Annotated in this window: 17 protein-coding genes, 1 tRNA gene and 1 pseudogene; 12 read left to right on the top strand and 7 right to left on the bottom strand. The window is 64.0% G+C overall.

The window, feature by feature from the left end; all coding sequences use genetic code 11:
* Window positions 1–4: 4 nt before the first annotated feature.
* The 4 genes and pseudogenes from ACETPF_RS08525 to ACETPF_RS08510 all read right to left on the bottom strand — a co-directional run.
* Window positions 5–367 (bottom strand): annotated as a pseudogene (locus ACETPF_RS08525) (SPFH domain-containing protein); the annotation flags it as partial.
* Window positions 335–410 (bottom strand) — tRNA-Val (locus ACETPF_RS08520). The pseudogene ACETPF_RS08525 and the gene ACETPF_RS08520, both read right to left, overlap by 33 nt.
* Before the next feature lie 49 nt (window positions 411–459).
* A complete protein-coding gene (locus ACETPF_RS08515) occupies window positions 460–1,464 on the bottom strand; it encodes a winged helix DNA-binding protein (RefSeq protein ID WP_373934029.1) in 1,005 nt (334 codons plus the stop codon).
* Window positions 1,465–1,694: 230 nt separating this feature from the next.
* On the bottom strand, window positions 1,695–2,486 hold the full coding sequence (locus ACETPF_RS08510; RefSeq protein ID WP_373934286.1) for a D-amino-acid transaminase: 792 nt from the start codon (window positions 2,484–2,486) through the stop codon (window positions 1,695–1,697).
* Between ACETPF_RS08510 and ACETPF_RS08505 the strand changes: the two genes are divergently transcribed.
* The 8 genes from ACETPF_RS08505 to ACETPF_RS08470 all read left to right on the top strand — a co-directional run bounded on the left by ACETPF_RS08505 (window position 2,403) and on the right by ACETPF_RS08470 (window position 9,797).
* Entirely contained in the window at window positions 2,403–2,708 is a 306-nt protein-coding gene (locus ACETPF_RS08505; RefSeq protein ID WP_373934314.1) for a hypothetical protein, read from the top strand. The two genes, ACETPF_RS08510 and ACETPF_RS08505, sit on opposite strands and share 84 nt — an antisense overlap.
* A gap of 39 nt (window positions 2,709–2,747) precedes the next feature.
* A complete protein-coding gene (locus ACETPF_RS08500) occupies window positions 2,748–3,140 on the top strand; it encodes a hypothetical protein (RefSeq protein ID WP_373934028.1) in 393 nt (130 codons plus the stop codon).
* A 203-nt stretch (window positions 3,141–3,343) separates the two neighbouring features.
* Complete coding sequence (locus ACETPF_RS08495) at window positions 3,344–6,574, top strand: hypothetical protein (protein WP_373934027.1); 3,231 nt, start codon at window positions 3,344–3,346, stop codon at window positions 6,572–6,574.
* Between the two features lie 122 nt (window positions 6,575–6,696).
* Window positions 6,697–7,425: a sterol desaturase family protein gene (locus ACETPF_RS08490; protein WP_373934026.1), complete on the top strand. Its 729-nt coding sequence runs from the start codon at window positions 6,697–6,699 to the stop codon at window positions 7,423–7,425.
* A complete protein-coding gene (locus ACETPF_RS08485; RefSeq protein WP_373934025.1) occupies window positions 7,422–7,859 on the top strand; it encodes a DUF2141 domain-containing protein in 438 nt (145 codons plus the stop codon). Before ACETPF_RS08490 ends, ACETPF_RS08485 begins: the two co-directional genes overlap by 4 nt.
* 230 nt (window positions 7,860–8,089) lie before the next feature.
* Window positions 8,090–9,001, top strand: coding sequence for a tetratricopeptide repeat protein (locus ACETPF_RS08480; protein WP_373934024.1), 912 nt, complete (start codon window positions 8,090–8,092; stop codon window positions 8,999–9,001).
* Window positions 9,002–9,006: 5 nt separating this feature from the next.
* On the top strand, window positions 9,007–9,621 hold the full coding sequence (locus tag ACETPF_RS08475; protein ID WP_373934023.1) for an LON peptidase substrate-binding domain-containing protein: 615 nt from the start codon (window positions 9,007–9,009) through the stop codon (window positions 9,619–9,621).
* Window positions 9,618–9,797 (top strand): Trm112 family protein, encoded by a 180-nt coding sequence (locus ACETPF_RS08470; protein WP_373934022.1) that lies wholly within the window; start codon window positions 9,618–9,620, stop codon window positions 9,795–9,797. The genes ACETPF_RS08475 and ACETPF_RS08470 overlap by 4 nt, the downstream gene beginning before the upstream one ends.
* A 2-nt stretch (window positions 9,798–9,799) precedes the next feature.
* On the opposite strand, the gene ACETPF_RS08465 is transcribed toward ACETPF_RS08470, so the two are convergent.
* Window positions 9,800–10,234, bottom strand: a complete 435-nt coding sequence (locus tag ACETPF_RS08465; protein WP_373934021.1) for a RidA family protein — start codon at window positions 10,232–10,234, stop codon at window positions 9,800–9,802.
* A gap of 78 nt (window positions 10,235–10,312) precedes the next feature.
* Window positions 10,313–10,930 (bottom strand): TlpA family protein disulfide reductase, encoded by a 618-nt coding sequence (locus ACETPF_RS08460; RefSeq protein ID WP_483475727.1) that lies wholly within the window; start codon window positions 10,928–10,930, stop codon window positions 10,313–10,315.
* Window positions 10,931–10,949: 19 nt separating this feature from the next.
* Here ACETPF_RS08460 and argH point away from each other — a divergent pair, with 19 nt between their 5' ends.
* The 4 genes from argH to ACETPF_RS08440 are packed head-to-tail and all read left to right on the top strand — an operon-like array spanning window position 10,950 to window position 14,607.
* Window positions 10,950–12,320: an argininosuccinate lyase gene (gene argH / locus ACETPF_RS08455; RefSeq protein ID WP_373934284.1), complete on the top strand. Its 1,371-nt coding sequence runs from the start codon at window positions 10,950–10,952 to the stop codon at window positions 12,318–12,320.
* Entirely contained in the window at window positions 12,317–12,574 is a 258-nt protein-coding gene (locus ACETPF_RS08450) for a hypothetical protein (RefSeq protein ID WP_373934020.1), read from the top strand. The genes argH and ACETPF_RS08450 overlap by 4 nt, the downstream gene beginning before the upstream one ends.
* A gap of 12 nt (window positions 12,575–12,586) precedes the next feature.
* The gene (gene lysA, locus ACETPF_RS08445) at window positions 12,587–13,852 is read left to right on the top strand and encodes a diaminopimelate decarboxylase (RefSeq protein WP_373934019.1); all 1,266 of its coding nucleotides are present in this window, start codon (window positions 12,587–12,589) and stop codon (window positions 13,850–13,852) included.
* On the top strand, window positions 13,852–14,607 hold the full coding sequence (locus ACETPF_RS08440; RefSeq protein ID WP_373934018.1) for a precorrin-2 dehydrogenase/sirohydrochlorin ferrochelatase family protein: 756 nt from the start codon (window positions 13,852–13,854) through the stop codon (window positions 14,605–14,607). The genes lysA and ACETPF_RS08440 overlap by 1 nt, the downstream gene beginning before the upstream one ends.
* On the opposite strand, the gene ACETPF_RS08435 is transcribed toward ACETPF_RS08440, so the two are convergent.
* Window positions 14,593–15,207 (bottom strand): response regulator, encoded by a 615-nt coding sequence (locus ACETPF_RS08435; RefSeq protein ID WP_373934017.1) that lies wholly within the window; start codon window positions 15,205–15,207, stop codon window positions 14,593–14,595. The genes ACETPF_RS08440 and ACETPF_RS08435 overlap by 15 nt on opposite strands.
* Window positions 15,208–15,227 lie beyond the last annotated feature (20 nt).

Genomic DNA, 15,227 nt, shown 5'->3' with positions numbered 1-15,227 from the left:
TCGAGCTTGCCTCGTAGAAATGCTTCTGCTCGTTCTCGGGCAGGGACGGGCTTTCGACGAGGACGCTTTCGACCGACAGGCCCCATAGAGTGAAGGCAGGCGCTACTGCCGCAGTCAGAATATCGGACAGCGCAGTCTGGCTGGCGGCAAGGTCGAGGAAGGACGTGCCAGCGCTCGCGCAGCTGGTCGAATGCGCGGTCTGGATCGCGGTGCGGAGCTGCGGTTCGAGATCCGATACCTTCACCTCCGGCAGGGCGCCCATGATTCGCGCGGCGAATGGCGCGACGTCCTTGATGCGGAAGATGGTCCCCCCGCACGCCTTCTTTGGCGAAACTGGTGGGCGATGACGGGCTCGAACCGCCGACATTCTCGGTGTAAACGAGACGCTCTACCAACTGAGCTAATCGCCCCCGATGGGGTTCGCGCCTTCTAGGCGAAAATGCGGGGCGGTCAAGCTGTTCAGCCGGCGCGCAGTCGGCGACTTGCACCGAACCAGCGCAGCAGCGCGTCGGCCGTGTCCTGTGCCAGGGTGATGAACACCCGGCGGCCGTCATGCGGGTCCGCCTGCCGCTTTACCAGGCCCTGATCGGTCAGCGTGCGAATCCAGCGGAGCGCGGTCGTCGGCGGGACGGCGGCGGCGATGCACAGGCTCGACACCGACACGCGCTCTTGCTCCAGCCGCGCGGCCAGCAGGTCGAGCAGCATGTCCCAGGCCGGATCGGCGAACAGGTCGCCCGGCAGGAAATCGGCCCGCATCCGTCGCGCCCGTAGCATGTCGCGCACCTGCGCGGCGGTGACGTCGGGCAGATCGACACGGGGTTTCTGCTGTCCGGTCGTAAGGGGTTCAAGCACCGGCATTCCGATATAGTCGGTCGGCCGATCGGAAATGCGCGGCCCAAGATCGAAGCTGGGTGGAGCGGAGGCACGCGCCCTTTGGGTCAAGGCATCGATGGTGCGCGCAAGCCGGCCGACTTCTTCACTCAGCAGTTGCAACCGGTTGCTCTCGCCATTGATGTCATGGACCTGCCGCGTCACCGGCTCGTGCGCGGCGGCGGCGATCAGTGCGGCGGCGAGTTCGGTGCGATCAGGATCGCATAAGAGATGGCTGTGCGGGCTGCGAAGACAGGCATAAGCAAGGTCGACCGTCTCCCAACCCGCGACGATCACCACCGCCATGCCTGTCTGCACCGCCTGCGTCTCGATCTGAACCAGGAGCCGCTCCAGAGTGCTGCTCGGGCTGGGACAGAACAGGAGCAGCGCATCGCATTGGGTCTGGGCGTCCAGCCGTGCGGCCGCACCAGGGAGGTCGCTGACACCCAGCAAACGCAAGCCCGCGGCGGCTGCGATCGGATTGAGATCGGCAACATCGGCATTATCCGCGATCACCAACAGCCCGGCTCGTTCGTCGATCGGCGCCATCACTTCTGTCGCAACCGGAGCGGGGTAAGGAAAATCTTCCATCATGGTCCGATTCCTGTTCTAGCTTCGTTCCGCAATATACAGCAACAACGGATCGGTTCAGCGGCATCTTCATCCGCTATGACTTTAAAACCGGATGAAATTCAAGGAGATGAAGGCAGCCACGGCGGTTCCTATCCGATCCCGCGCGGGATCGGATAAGTTTTCTCGCCAAAGCGGAGCCGTCTTGGCCAATGTCAAAGCAGGGTGAAGATGCCGCCAGAACGGACCTAGTTTCAAGTCGCGGATTTCCGCGCGAAATCGATATAGAGGGCGCGGAGCCGCATGGCGATCGGCCCCGGCCGGCCGTCGCCGATCGGATGTCCGTCGATCCGCACGACCGGCTGGCAGAAGGTCGATGCGCTGGTGATGAAGGCTTCCCGCGCCGCCAGCGCTTCGGCGACATTGAACGCGCGGCGCACGATCCGTGCTCCGCTTTCGGCCGCCAGCGCCATCAGCGCCGCGCCGGTGCAGCCCGCGAGCACCCTTTCGTCATAGGCGCGGGTCACGATCCCCTCGTCCGTCACGATGAAGGCGGTGGAGGATGCGCCCTCGGTCACGAACCCGTCCTCCACCATCCATGCTTCCTGCGCCCCACATTCCTGCGCCGCCTGCTTCGCCATGACTTGAGCCAGCAGTCCGACGCTCTTGATATCGCGCCGCTTCCAGCGGAGGTCGGGCACGGTGGCGACGGCGATGCCGGTACGCGCGGCCGGCACGTCTATCACGGGGCGGTCCTGAACAAACAGGAAGAGGGTGGGTGTCAACGGCTTCGGCGCCAGGAAGTCGCGGTTCCTGTCAGCGCCGCGCGTGATCTGGAGGTAGACCAGCCCTTCGGAAACATTATTCCGTTCGATCAGCTCTCGCTGCACATCCTCGATCTGGGCAAGGTCAAGGGGCAGGGTGATGCCGATCGCGGCGGTCGATCGTTCGAGGCGCGCCAGATGGCTCGCGCTGTCGACCAGTTTGCCATCCACGACTGCCGCAACCTCATAAACTCCGTCCGCAAACAAAAAACCCCGGTCCAGCGGCGAGATGCGGGCCTCATCCAGGGGCAGGAAGACATCATTCAGAAAGGCGATCGACATAAGGATGGAGCGTTCCTTGCGGGTGAAGCGGCCGGTTTTCCGCAGCGTTATGGCGGGGTCAAGCGGTTATCCATGTCGATGAGCGGGGGTAGGCAATCCTTGCCCGCCATCGCCGTTCATGATACGGCAACATTTGCCGACGAGGAGCCGCCGAGCGCCTAGCCAAAGGCCGCACGCTCCTTTGTCTGCGCTGGGTCCGTTATGCTGATCCAGATGCCGCCAGGACCGGGAGGGGCATGGTTTGTGGCCGACCGATATTCTGCATTGACCTGGGGCGTGCCGCTGGCCGTGGCATGCGTAAGCATGGCCGCTGGCTGCGCGCAGGCCGATGAGCGGCGCGCATCCGACACGCGCGTTCCTGCCCTTCCGTCCGGTACGAAGGCTCCGCCAGGCACGGGCGGCATCATGCTGCCGCCCGGCGATGCGGAGGTGGCGGTACGGTCCGAATTTGCACGCATAGAGCAGAAAGGCACGGCGGAGGCCTATACCCTTTTCGCCGAGCGCCATCCCGACCATCCGCTTGGCCGGGAAGCCGCGCGACGCGCTGCCTTGATCAAGCGCGGGGTTGCCGCATCGCAGGTCGCCAATAAATGAAAAATGCGGTTAAGATATAGTACACTAGTAAAAATCCTGCGTGATTTCAGCGTGGTAATATTTAATATGCCGTAAGATGTTGAATTGTATAAAGAATAGTTTTCTTGGCAGTCCCGAATTTTGCTGCCATGTAAACGCCCCATAAGAACGGTCGCCAACCGACACAGTGAACGTGTCAGCCTCTAGTCCCTTTAGGAGGATGTATGTTCAAAGTAACAGGCAGTGGCCCGATCAAAGCGAAATCGGCTTCCGGTTTTTCTTCCAATTCCAGCGGCATCGCCGATGCTGCACCCACCTGGACCATCGCGGGTAGCGCGGTCCGGTCCGAGGTTCTGCTCCTTTATCCGCAGGATGTGATGCTGCCCCCGGACACCGGCCCGGGCGGCGCCAACGACCTGACGAAGCCCCAGGAAAATGGCAGCGGATCAACGTCGGTCGCCCAGGCGGCCACCGGCGATCAGCGGATCGACGGCATTTTGAGCGGCGTCAAATGGTCCGGCTCGATCACCTATGCCGACACCGATTCCGCCGCCGATTATCAGGCCGGCTATTTCAGCGACGGCGATAACGATGGCATCAGCGCGCAGAATGAGGGGTTCTCTCAATTCACCGCCTTGCAGATGGTGGCCTTCCACACCGCGCTGAACGACGCATCCTACACGCAGCCGTTGGCAGCCACAGCGTTTGCGGTGGAAGCCTTCACCAATCTGGGGATCACCTATAATGGCGCGGGTTCTTCGACCGCGACCATCCGTGGGGCGAACTCCAGTGATCCGGGTACGGCATATGCTTATTACCCGAACAACAGCATCTATGGCGGTGACACCTTCTTCGGCGCGGCCTACGACAACACGGTCTATTCGCTGAAGACGCCGACCGCCGGCAACTATGCCTGGCACACCATGTTCCATGAACTGGGCCACTCGCTGGGCCTGAAACATGGTCAGGAGACCGGCGGGTTCGGCGCGCTCCCGGCGGCCTGGGATTCAATCGAATTCACGGTGATGACCTATCGCAGCTATGTCGGGGCGCCGCTCACCGGCTATTCCTACGAGCAGTGGGGCGCTCCCCAGACCTACATGATGCTCGACATCGCTGCGCTGCAGGCGATGTATGGCGCCGACTATACGGTCAATTCCGGCAACACGACCTACTCGTGGAACCCGACGACCGGCGAAACATATATCAACGGCGCCATCGCGATCGATCCGGGCGGCAACCGCATCTTCGCGACGATCTGGGACGGCGGCGGCGTCGATACGTACGACCTGTCCAACTACACAACGAACTTGACGCTGGACCTCAATCCCGGCGGATATTCGGTGTTCAGCCAGTCGCAGCTCGCCTATCTCGGCAATAACGGCAGCAACGTCTATGCCCGCGGCAACATCTTCAACGCGCTGCTCTACCAAGGCAACACCGGGTCGTTGATCGAAAACGCCAATGGCGGCACGGGTAACGACACGATCACCGGCAACCAGGCGAACAACGTCCTGAACGGCAACAACGGCAACGACTATATCAATGGCGGCCTGGGCAACGACACGATTCGCGGCGGATCGGGCGACGACACGCTGATCGGCGGTGGCGGCAGCGACACCGTTTACGGTGACGCAGGCAATGACCGCATCTACTGGGCGCCTCCGATTCCCTCGGTTTCGGACGTCCGCTATCACGACGGCGGCGGTGGTTTCGACACGATTGACGGCGGCGGCACCAATTTCGGCGGCGGCGCGACGTTCGACCTTGGAGCCGGCACATACACCAATGGCGGTTCATTCAACGAAAGCTGGGTGAATTTCGAGCATTACTATAACGGCACCGCCAGCGGCAGCGAAACTGTGATCGGCAGTACAGCGTCAAATATCATCACGACGGGCTCGGGCAACAACGTCATCAGTGGCGGCGCAGGAAACGATACGATCTCCAGCGGCGCGGGCAATGACTCCGTCGATGGCGGCACAGGCAATGACGTCATCAATGCCGGCAGCGGCGATGACACCATCACCGGCGGCGACGGCAATGACACCATCACCGGCGGCGATGGCGTCGACGCCATCGATGGCGGCGCAGGCGACGACACGATCGATGCGGGCGCGGGCAATGAGACCGTCTATGGCGGTGCCGGCAATGACAGCATTTCCGGCGGCGACGGCGACGATCTGCTGATCGGCGGCGCGGGTAATGACATCTTTGATGGCGGCAGCGGCCGCGACCTTGCCTATGGTGAGGACGGCGATGACACGTTCCGCATATTCAACGGCTGGAACGGCGGATATGGTGAAATCTTCGTGGGTGGCGCCGGCTCCGACACGTTTGATGTTTCCGGGACGGTCGGCGTCGCCACAACGATTATCAACCTGACCGACGGCACCTTCACGTACACGCCCGGTGGTTCCGCGCCGCTGTCTTTCTCCAGCGTGGAGAATGTCATCGGTTCGACGGGTGCGGATACGCTGATCGGGTCCGGCGAAGCCAACAAGCTGTGGGGCAATGCCGGCACCGACCTGCTCTATGGCCTAGCGGGCAACGACATCCTCGACGGTGGGCTGGGCGACGACGTGCTCGACGGTGGCGATGGCGTTGACACGGTCAGTTATGCCAGCGCTACAACTGGCGTGACCGTTAGCCTCGCCCTTGCCACCGTGCAGGCGACAGGTGGCGCTGGCAGCGATACGCTTGCCGGATTTGAGAATATCGATGGTTCTGCTTATGCCGACACGCTGACGGGTGACGCCGGCAGCAATGCCATCCGTGGCGGGGACGGCGACGACACTCTTAACGGTGGCGATGGCGACGACGTACTCAACGGCAACGCCGGTATCGACGTGCTCAACGGCGGCAACGGTAACGACACATATTATGTCGACAACTCGTCCGACAATGTCGTTGAAGCGTCGACCGGCGGCACCAACGATGTCGTTTATTCCTCCGTAAATTACAATCTCAACGGACGGGCGATCGAGGCGTTGATCCTGACCGGCTCGGCCAACATCAACGGTTCGGGTAACAGCCTGGCCCAGTCGGTCACCGGTAACAGCGGAATAAATATCCTCAACGGACTCGGTGGCAACGATGTGCTCGATGGCAAAGCGGGGTCAGACACGCTGACGGGCGGCACAGGAGCGGATATTTTCTCCTTCACCACCGCGCTGGGAGCCGCCAACATCGACACCATCACCGACTTCGTGGTGGTGGACGACACAATCCGCCTCGAAAATGCGGTGTTCACCGGATTGGCGGCAGGCGCGCTCGATGCCAACGCCTTCTTCATCGGCGCTGCGGCCAATGACGCGAGCGATCGCATCATCTACAACAGCGCGACCGGCGCGCTGCTGTTCGACGCCGATGGCAATGGCGCGGGCGCGGCGATCCAGTTCGCCACCCTCACCACCGGGCTGGCGCTGACCGCAGCGGATTTCGTCGTGGTCTGATCCGAACATCCTCGTATTGCAAGGAGGGGCCGTCCAGCAGGGCGGCCCCTTTCCTTTTTTGCTTTTCCCTCAAAGCGTCGCAACCGCTTCCGCCGGAGCGGCAAGCCCTGTATAGCGCGGCCATGGTCGCCGCTATTGTCCTGTCCGCCCTCGCGATGAGCCTGATCGTGGCCGTGCGCTATCTTGTGGCGAGCGGAGGCTTTGCGCTGGCGACGCGTTTGCGGCAGCCGGGCCTGTATCAGGGACTCGATGCGCAAATGCGACGCGAGATCGCCTGGTCTCTGCTGTCCGCCATCATCTACGGCGTACCGGCCGGCATCGTCGCATGGGGGTGGCAGGCACACGGCTGGACCCGCATCTACACCGATGTTCACGTCTGGCCGCTCTGGTATCTGCCCCTATCTGCTCTTTTCTATCTCGCCGCACATGACGCCTGGTTCTACTGGACCCATCGCTGGATGCACCAGCCGCGCCTGTTCCGCATTGCCCATGCCGTCCATCATGCCAGCCGCCCGCCGACGGCCTGGGCAGCAATGAGTTTCCACCCGTGGGAGGCGGTGACCGGGGCGATCGTGATTCCCGCCCTCGTATTTCTGATTCCGATCCATGTCGCCGCGCTGGGGCTGGTGCTAACGATCATGACGATAATGGGCGTCAGCAATCATATGGGTTGGGAGATGTTCCCGCGCTGGATGGTACGCGGGCCGATCGGTGGCTGGCTCATCACCGCGACTCATCATCAGCGGCATCATGATCAGTATCGGTGCAACTACGGGCTCTATTTTCGTTTCTGGGATCGGTTGTGCGGGACCGACCGGGGCCTTGGCGATTTCACGAAGGGCAGGGCATGAGGGGCAGGTTTTTGGCGGCGGCGGCAGCGGCGATTGCGCTGGGCGGCGCTGCGCCACCCGACCTGACACAGCCCGTCAGTATCGACCTCACCGGGCTGCGATCAACCAGGGGCAAGGTGCTGGTCTGCCTCACCCGCTTGCCCGATCATTTCCCCGATTGTCGTAACGACCCGGACAAGCGCCATTTCGCCGTTGCCGCGCGCGCCGGCGAAACGTCGCTCGGAATGCTCGCGCCCGGCAGCTATGCGATTGCGATCATTCATGATGAAAATGGCAATGGCCGGCTCGACACCTTTGCCGGTATCCCCCGAGAAGGCGTCGGCTTCTCGCGCAATCCGGCTCTGCGCTTCGGTGCGCCGAGCTTCCGTGCCGCTAGCTTCCGCGTCACAGGCGCGCCGGTCGAGCAGGGTATCCGCATCAAATATTTCCTTTAAGACGAATAGCGCGACAGCAACCCGCCCGGAATATGATCGACCCGCGCCATATCTCAATCAGGGTCTCGTCCATGCTTTGCCTCCGCCTTCGTGGCGCAACCATCGTTGCGGCCCTGCCTATCGGCTTCGGCCATACCTTCTAAGGTTCATCCCTTGCAGCCAGAGGGTGACGCGCCCCATATTGCGGTCTATGGGCGGGGCAACCCGTATCGGCAGCAGGAGATATGAGCGTGGCGACCCTGGGATTGAGCGACACCGAAAAGGCGGCGGTCGAAGCATTTCGTCGCGACGTGGTGGAGCCTTCGCGCACCCAGTTGGTGATCGTCGACTTCTGGGCCGAATGGTGTGGCCCGTGCAAGCAGCTTGCCCCGGTGATCGAGAAGGTCTGCGCCGAATATGCCGCCAAGGGCGTCACGCTGGTCAAGGTCAATGTCGATGAAAATGGCTTTATTGCCAGCCAGTTCCGTGTGCAGTCGATTCCTACCGTCTATGCCGTGTTTCAGGGCCAGCCGGTGGCGGACCTGAGCCAGGCCCGCACGGAAGGGCAGCTTCGCCAATATCTCGACCAACTTCTGGCGCAGTTGCCGGTCCAGTCCGATGAAAAGGCGCTGGCACAGGAAATCGCCCCGCTGATCGCCATGGGTGAGGAGCTGCTGGCCGGGGGAGAGCCGGATCGCGCTTTGTCCGTCTTCACCCAGATTGCGGAGATGGACCCGGACAATGCGGAAGTCGCGGCGGGTCAGGCCCGTGCGTTTCTGGCCCTGGGTCAGATTGATGACGCAGAAGCGGTGCTCGCTGCCCTTGCCGAGGAGGCTGCCCGCCATCCCGCCATCGACCAGGCGCGTGCCGCCATTGCCTTGGCTCGCGACGTGAAGCCCGTTGCGGATCTGTCGGGCGTAGAGGCACGGGTTACGGCCGATGCTGACGATCATGAAGCGCGCTTCGAGCTGGCTGGCGGGCTGATGGCGAATGGCGACCGCGATGGCGCGGCGGCGGCGCTGCTGGAGATCGTTCGCCGCGACCGCGCCTGGAACGACGGCGCCGCCAAGGCGCAATTGCTCAAGATTTTCGAGGCGGTCGGTTTGGAAGACCCATGGGTCGCGGGGCAGCGGCGCAAATTGTCGCAGATCCTTTTTTCCTAACGCCGATGCCGATCGCGCGCGTCTCGATCTTTCCCCTGTCCGGCGCACTGCTGCTGCCGGGCATGGACCTGCCGTTGCACATCTTCGAGCCGCGCTATCGGGCGCTGATCCATGATGCGATGGCGCGCGATCGGCGGATTGGGATGATCCAGCCGCGCGGGGGCGGCCCGGTGCCGCCGCTGTTCGACATGGGGTGCCTGGGCCATGTCAGCCATATCGAGGCGCTGGACGATGGCCGCTTCAACATCATCCTGACCGGCCTTGCCCGCTTTCGCGTGGTGCGCGAGCTGCCCGTCGCCACCCAGTTCCGCCAGATCGAGGCGGATGTCGAGCAGGCGCCGCAGGAGGATGAATCGCTCGCGGCCGTTGAGCGCGCGGCGCTGGAGCAGGAATCGCGGCGCTTTGCCGACGCGCTTGGCTATGTGGTCGACTGGACGGCCGTGTCTCGACTGGACGACACCGCCCTGGTGAACGGGATCGCCCAGATCGCACCCTTCGATCCCGCCGCCAAGCAGACCTTGCTGGAGGCCGACACGCTGTCCGAGCGGTCCGAGCGCATCATTCAGTTGATGCAGATCGTCGGCCGCATCGAGCGGGACGGCGGTGCGACCCTGCAATGAGCGACATGCCGCCCATCGATCCCTGGCTGCTCGCGAAGCTGGTCTGCCCGCTCACCCGTACGCCATTGCGATGGGATGCGGCGCGGCAGGCGCTGATTTCCGAGGGCGCGCGTTTGGCTTACCCGGTTCGCGATGGCGTTCCGGTCCTGATCGCACGGGAAGCAATGCCGCTTTAGCGTCATTTGAACGCCGCTATGCATTCCACCTCCACCGGTGCGCCCAGCGCCAGCCCGTCGGTCCCGAACGCGCTCCGCGCCGGCAGCCTGCCGCCTTCGAAGAAGCGAACGTAAACCCTGTTGAAGCGCGGCCAGTCGGCCATGTCGTCCAGCATCACCGTGCATTTGACGACATCGCGAAAGCTAAGGCCATTGTCCTTCAAAATACGCCCGATCGAATTCATGGCCTCATCCACCGCCATGTCGAACCCGTCGCCATGGCGGTCCGTCCCTTGCGGCGCCTGCCCGATCTGGCCCGACATATACAGAATGTCGCCCGCCCGCACTGCAGGCGAAAAGGGCGGCTTGGCCGGCATCGCTTGCGGAGCGGGCGCGGGCTGGGCTAAGACAGGGGCGGTGCCAAGCAGCAGGGCAGCGAAGGCTAGACTGGATTTCATCGGCAAAGCTCCTTTTCCCTTGAGGGAAATCTCAAAATCGTAACGTATCAATCTGCACCCTGACTGTTTAGCCCGGCATCAGCTCGCCATCGCTGCCTCGATCAGCGCCTTGGCTTCTGGACCTTCCCAATCCATCGCGCCGATCACCCTTACCATCTCCTTGCCTTGCGCGTCGTACAGCACGCTGGTCGGCAGCAAGCCGGTCGCATAATCGAACCCCAGATGATTTTCGGGATCGGCCCAGCCCTTGAGGTGCGGCAGCTTATGTTTCTCGAAGAAGGGCTTCACGACTTCGAGCCCCTGATTGTCCTGCGAGATGGTCAGAACCGTTAGCCCCTTGGGTCCGTATGCGGCCGCGACGCGATCGAGCGTCGGCATTTCCGCGACGCAGGGCGTGCACCATGTGGCCCAAAGATTGACCAGCAGAGGCCGCCCGGCGAAATCCTGCAACGTCTTTTTGCCGCCGTCGGGATCGAGGAAGGCGAATGCAGGGGCTGGGGTGCCCGCCTTGCTGCGGTCCAGCCGATAGCTGAAGGCGCTGTCTTTCGACCCGCCGCCCTTGACCTCACCCGACCCGACCGGCGCCTCGCCGCTGGCGGTCGCATTGGCTTGCTCCTTGGGCTGCGATTGCCTATCGCAGGCCGCCAACGGGCCAAGCAGGAGCAGCATCATTAGCGCGCGGGACGACGAGACCATGGGTTCAGGCTCCAACAGCATGTGGGGTGGCCGGTTCGCGGCCGGCCCGGCATCGATTATGCGCGAGATAAATGCCTCCATCCCCTTCGACAAGCGTCTGTGGAAACAGGACATCGCCGGCTCGCAGGCGCATGTCGCCATGCTCGGCAGTCAGGGCATCGTATCGCAGACCGACGCCGATGCGATCAGTGCCGGGCTGGAGCGGATCGAGCGCGACTATGAAGCCAATGGCGTGCCGGTCGATCTTGACCTGGAAGACATCCATATGGTCACGGAATCGCGCCTGGCCGAGCTGATCGGCCCCGCTGCCGGCCGCCTCCACACCGCGCGCAGCCGCAACGATCAGGTGGCGACCGACTTCCGCCTATGGGTGCGCGACGCCATCGACGAGGTGGAGGCGGGCCTTGTCGGCCTCCAACGCGCCCTCGTCGCGCGGGCGGACGAGCATGTCGAGGCGGTCATGCCGGGCTTCACCCATCTCCAGTCGGCCCAGCCGGTGACGCTCGGCCATCATCTGATGGCATATTATGAGATGGTGCGCCGCGACCGCAGCCGCTTCGCCGACGCCCGCGCGCGGCTCAACGAATGTCCGCTCGGCGCGGCGGCGCTAGCCGGCACGGGTTTTGCCATCGATCGTCATGCGACGGCGGCGGCACTGGGTTTCGCCAAGCCCACCGACAACAGCCTCGACAGCGTCAGCGACCGCGACTTCGCGCTCGACTATCTGATGGCGGCGACCCAGGCGTCGCTCCACCTCTCCCGGTTGGCCGAGGAGTTCATCATCTGGGCAAGCCAGCCCTTCGGCTTCGTCAGGCTGCCCGACGCCTATTCGACCGGCAGCTCGATCATGCCGCAGAAGCGCAACCCCGACGCGGCCGAGCTGGTGCGTGGCCATGCCGGGCGGATCATGGGCTGTATGACCGCGCTGTGCGTCACGATGAAGGGCCTGCCGCTCGCTTATTCGAAGGATATGCAGGACGACAAGCCGCCCGTGTTCGAGGCGCACGACCTGCTCGGCCTGTCGATCGCGGCGATGACCGGCATGGTGGAAACGTTGACTTTCCGCACCGACCGGATGCGCGGCCTTGCCGAAAGCGGCTTCGCCACCGCGACCGACCTTGCCGACTGGCTGGTGCGCGAAGGCGGCATTCCCTTCCGTGAGGCGCATCATATCACCGGCCGCGCCGTCGCGGCGGCGGAAGCGGCGGGCGTGCCGCTCGACAAGCTGCCGATCGAGACGCTCAAGGGCATCGATGACCGCATCGACGACCGTGTCTATGCCGTGCTGACGGTCGACGCATCGGTCGCCAGCCGCACGAGCCATGGCGGCACCGCGCCGGATCAGGTTCGCGCGCGCATAGCCGACGCCAGAAAGGAACTCGGATCATGAAGACGCGCCGCCTTGCCGGGCTTGCCTTGGTCGCGCTGGCGCTGGCCGGATGCGGCGGTCGTCCGGCGTTGAAACCTATCAAGGGGCAGCGGCTTCCCGCAGTTCCCGTTGGTGCTGCGACCGCGCCGACCAGCACGCAGCTTCTGACCCCTTCGATCCAGGCGCGCCCTGGACGCAATGTCGAGCTGCTCACCCAATCGCGCGAGCGCGACGACGACGAATTCGACCTGCCGCCCGAAGCGAACCCGCAGTAACAGGATCTTTTCTTGGACCATTTCACCTACATCAATGGCGCCATGCAGGTGGAGCAGGTGCCTCTGGATGCCATCGCGAAGGCGGTTGGCACGCCGGTCTATGTTTATTCGACCGCGACGCTGGAGCGGCATGTCGGCGTCTTCCGCGCTGGCCTGGCCGAGCTCGTCGATCCGCTGATCGCGTTCGCGGTGAAATCCAATCCCAATGCAGCGGTCCTCGCTACGCTCGCAAAACTGGGTCTTGGCGCGGACGTCGTTTCCGGCGGCGAACTGCTGCGCGCCATCGCGGCGGGCATCCCGGCTGACCGCATCGTCTTTTCCGGTGTGGGCAAGACGGCGGAGGAAATGCGTCTGGCGCTCGACCATGGCATCTACCAGTTCAATCTGGAAAGCGAGCCGGAAGCCGAGATGCTGTCTGAGATCGCGTTGTCCACGGGCAAGCGCGCACCGGTCGCCTATCGCATCAATCCCGATGTCGACGCGGGCACCCATGCCAAGATTTCGACGGGCAAGTCCGAAAACAAGTTCGGCATCCCTTACGACCGGGCCATTGCCAGCTATGCCGCCGCGCGCGCTCTACCTGGCCTGGACGTGCAGGGTGTCGCCGTCCATATCGGCAGCCAACTCACCGATCTTGCGCCGCTGGAGGCCGCCTTCATAAAGGTCGGCGCGCTGATCGCGGCGCTTCGGGCGGAGGGTCACGACATCCGCACCGCCGATCTGGGGGGGGGTCTTGGCGTCCCATATGACCCGACCAAACCCCTGCCGCCCAGCCCGGCCGATTATGGCGCGATGGTGACGCGCGTGACCCAAGGGTGGAACGTGCGCCTGATGTTCGAGCCTGGCCGGGTGATCGTCGGCAATGCCGGCGCGCTCGTCTCGCGCGTCGTACGCATCAAGCAGGGTGCGCAGGCCCCCTTCGTCATCGTCGATGCGGCGATGAACGACCTGATGCGTCCCAGCCTGTACGATGCCTGGCACGATATCCGTGCCGTCCATCCGACAGGCGCGCGCGCGACCGCCAACGTCGTTGGCCCGGTCTGCGAAACCGGCGACACGTTCGCGATGCATCGCGACATGGATGTGGTGGGCGCGGGCGATCTCGTCGCCTTCATGACCGCAGGCGCTTATGGCGCGACGATGGCGGGTACGTATAATAGCCGTCCGTTGACGCCGGAAGTGCTGGTGTCGGGCGACAAATGGGCGGTGGTGCGCGAACGCCCGCCGGTTCAGGCGCTGATCGACGGTGACATCATTCCCGACTGGCTCACCGTCTGATGCACAGCCTGCCCGTCTTCCTGCGGCTGGACGGGCGATCGGTCATCTTGACCGGGGCAGGGGAGGCAGTGGAGGCCAAGCGCCGCCTGCTCGAACGCGCCGGTGCGCGGATAGTCACGGAGGATGATCCGCACGCGCGCATCGCCATCGTGTCGGACGGTGACGCGGCGGTCGCCATACGGCTTCGGGCGCGCGGCCTGCTGGTCAATGCGACCGACAATCCCGCGCTCTGCGACTTCACTCTGCCGGCGATCGTGGACCGTGATCCCGTGCTCATCGCTATCGGCACCGGCGGCGCGTCGGCTGGCCTTGCCAAGGCTTTGCGGCAGCGGCTGGAAACGCTGCTCCCTCAGCGGCTCGGTGCGCTGGCGGGCGCATTGGCGCAGGTGCGCGCGTCGATCCGCGCGCGCTGGCCCGACCCCGCCGACCGCCGCCGCGCCATCGACGCAGGGCTCGCGCCGGGCGGCCTGCTCGATCCGCTACGGGACGATGCCGCCGATGCCGTGCCGACATGGCTTGAAACGGCGCAGTCGAAAGGACGAGGGCTGGTCGCGGTCCGTCTCCTGTCGCCCGATCCCGACGACCTGACGCTACGCGCCGCGCGCCTGCTGGGGGAGGCGGATCATATCTATCACATGCCTCATGTGCCCAGCGCCATTCTCGACCGTGCACGTGCTGACGCCGTCCGCATCCCCGCGGATGCGCCGCCCGGAGATACCGGCGATGGCCTGACGCTGTTCCTAAGCCTGGGCTGACTGCAACCGTTCGATCTCGCCATGCAGCGCCTGAATCGAAGAGACGAGCCGCGCCCGGTCCACCTGCATTTCGCGCAACGCTTCGCGCGTTTCGCCCAGTTCCACCGCTCGCCGGGCTATCCGCGCGTCGAGTTCCGCATTGTGACGGCTTAGCGCGCCGATCTGCTCGGCCCGCTGGCAGAGATGCCGCAGCCGCGCGTCGAGCACGTCGAAATCGAAAGGTTTGACGATATGGTCGTCCGCGCGCGCCGCCAGCGCTTCGATCGTCGACTGGCCGTCAAGCCGTCCCGCGATCATGACGAAACACGCATTGCCCGCTAGATTGGCCGCTCGGATCTTCCGCAGCGTGCCCACCGCCGATAGCAGGGTGATATCCATGTCGATCAGCACGATGTCGACCGGACGGGTCAGCAGCAGGTTGAGCGCGACAAAGCCATTTTCCGCCAGCGCCACATCATAGTTAAGGTGCGAAAGCCGCCGAGCCACCACGGCGCGCGCTGTCGGATTTTCATCCACCAGCAGGACACGGAGCCGGCGCGGTGGGCGCGGCGCTTGGACGGGTTCGGCATGACGGCTGCTGCTGCGCTTGAAGAACGGCATGGGTTCCACCTTCCTGGTCG

Origin of the sequence: Sphingobium agrisoli (assembly GCF_041877245.1) — a bacterium.
GTDB lineage: Bacteria > Pseudomonadota > Alphaproteobacteria > Sphingomonadales > Sphingomonadaceae > Sphingobium.
The sequence above is the reverse complement of the archived record's forward strand: the minus strand, read 5'-3'. Positions and strand labels throughout refer to the sequence as shown.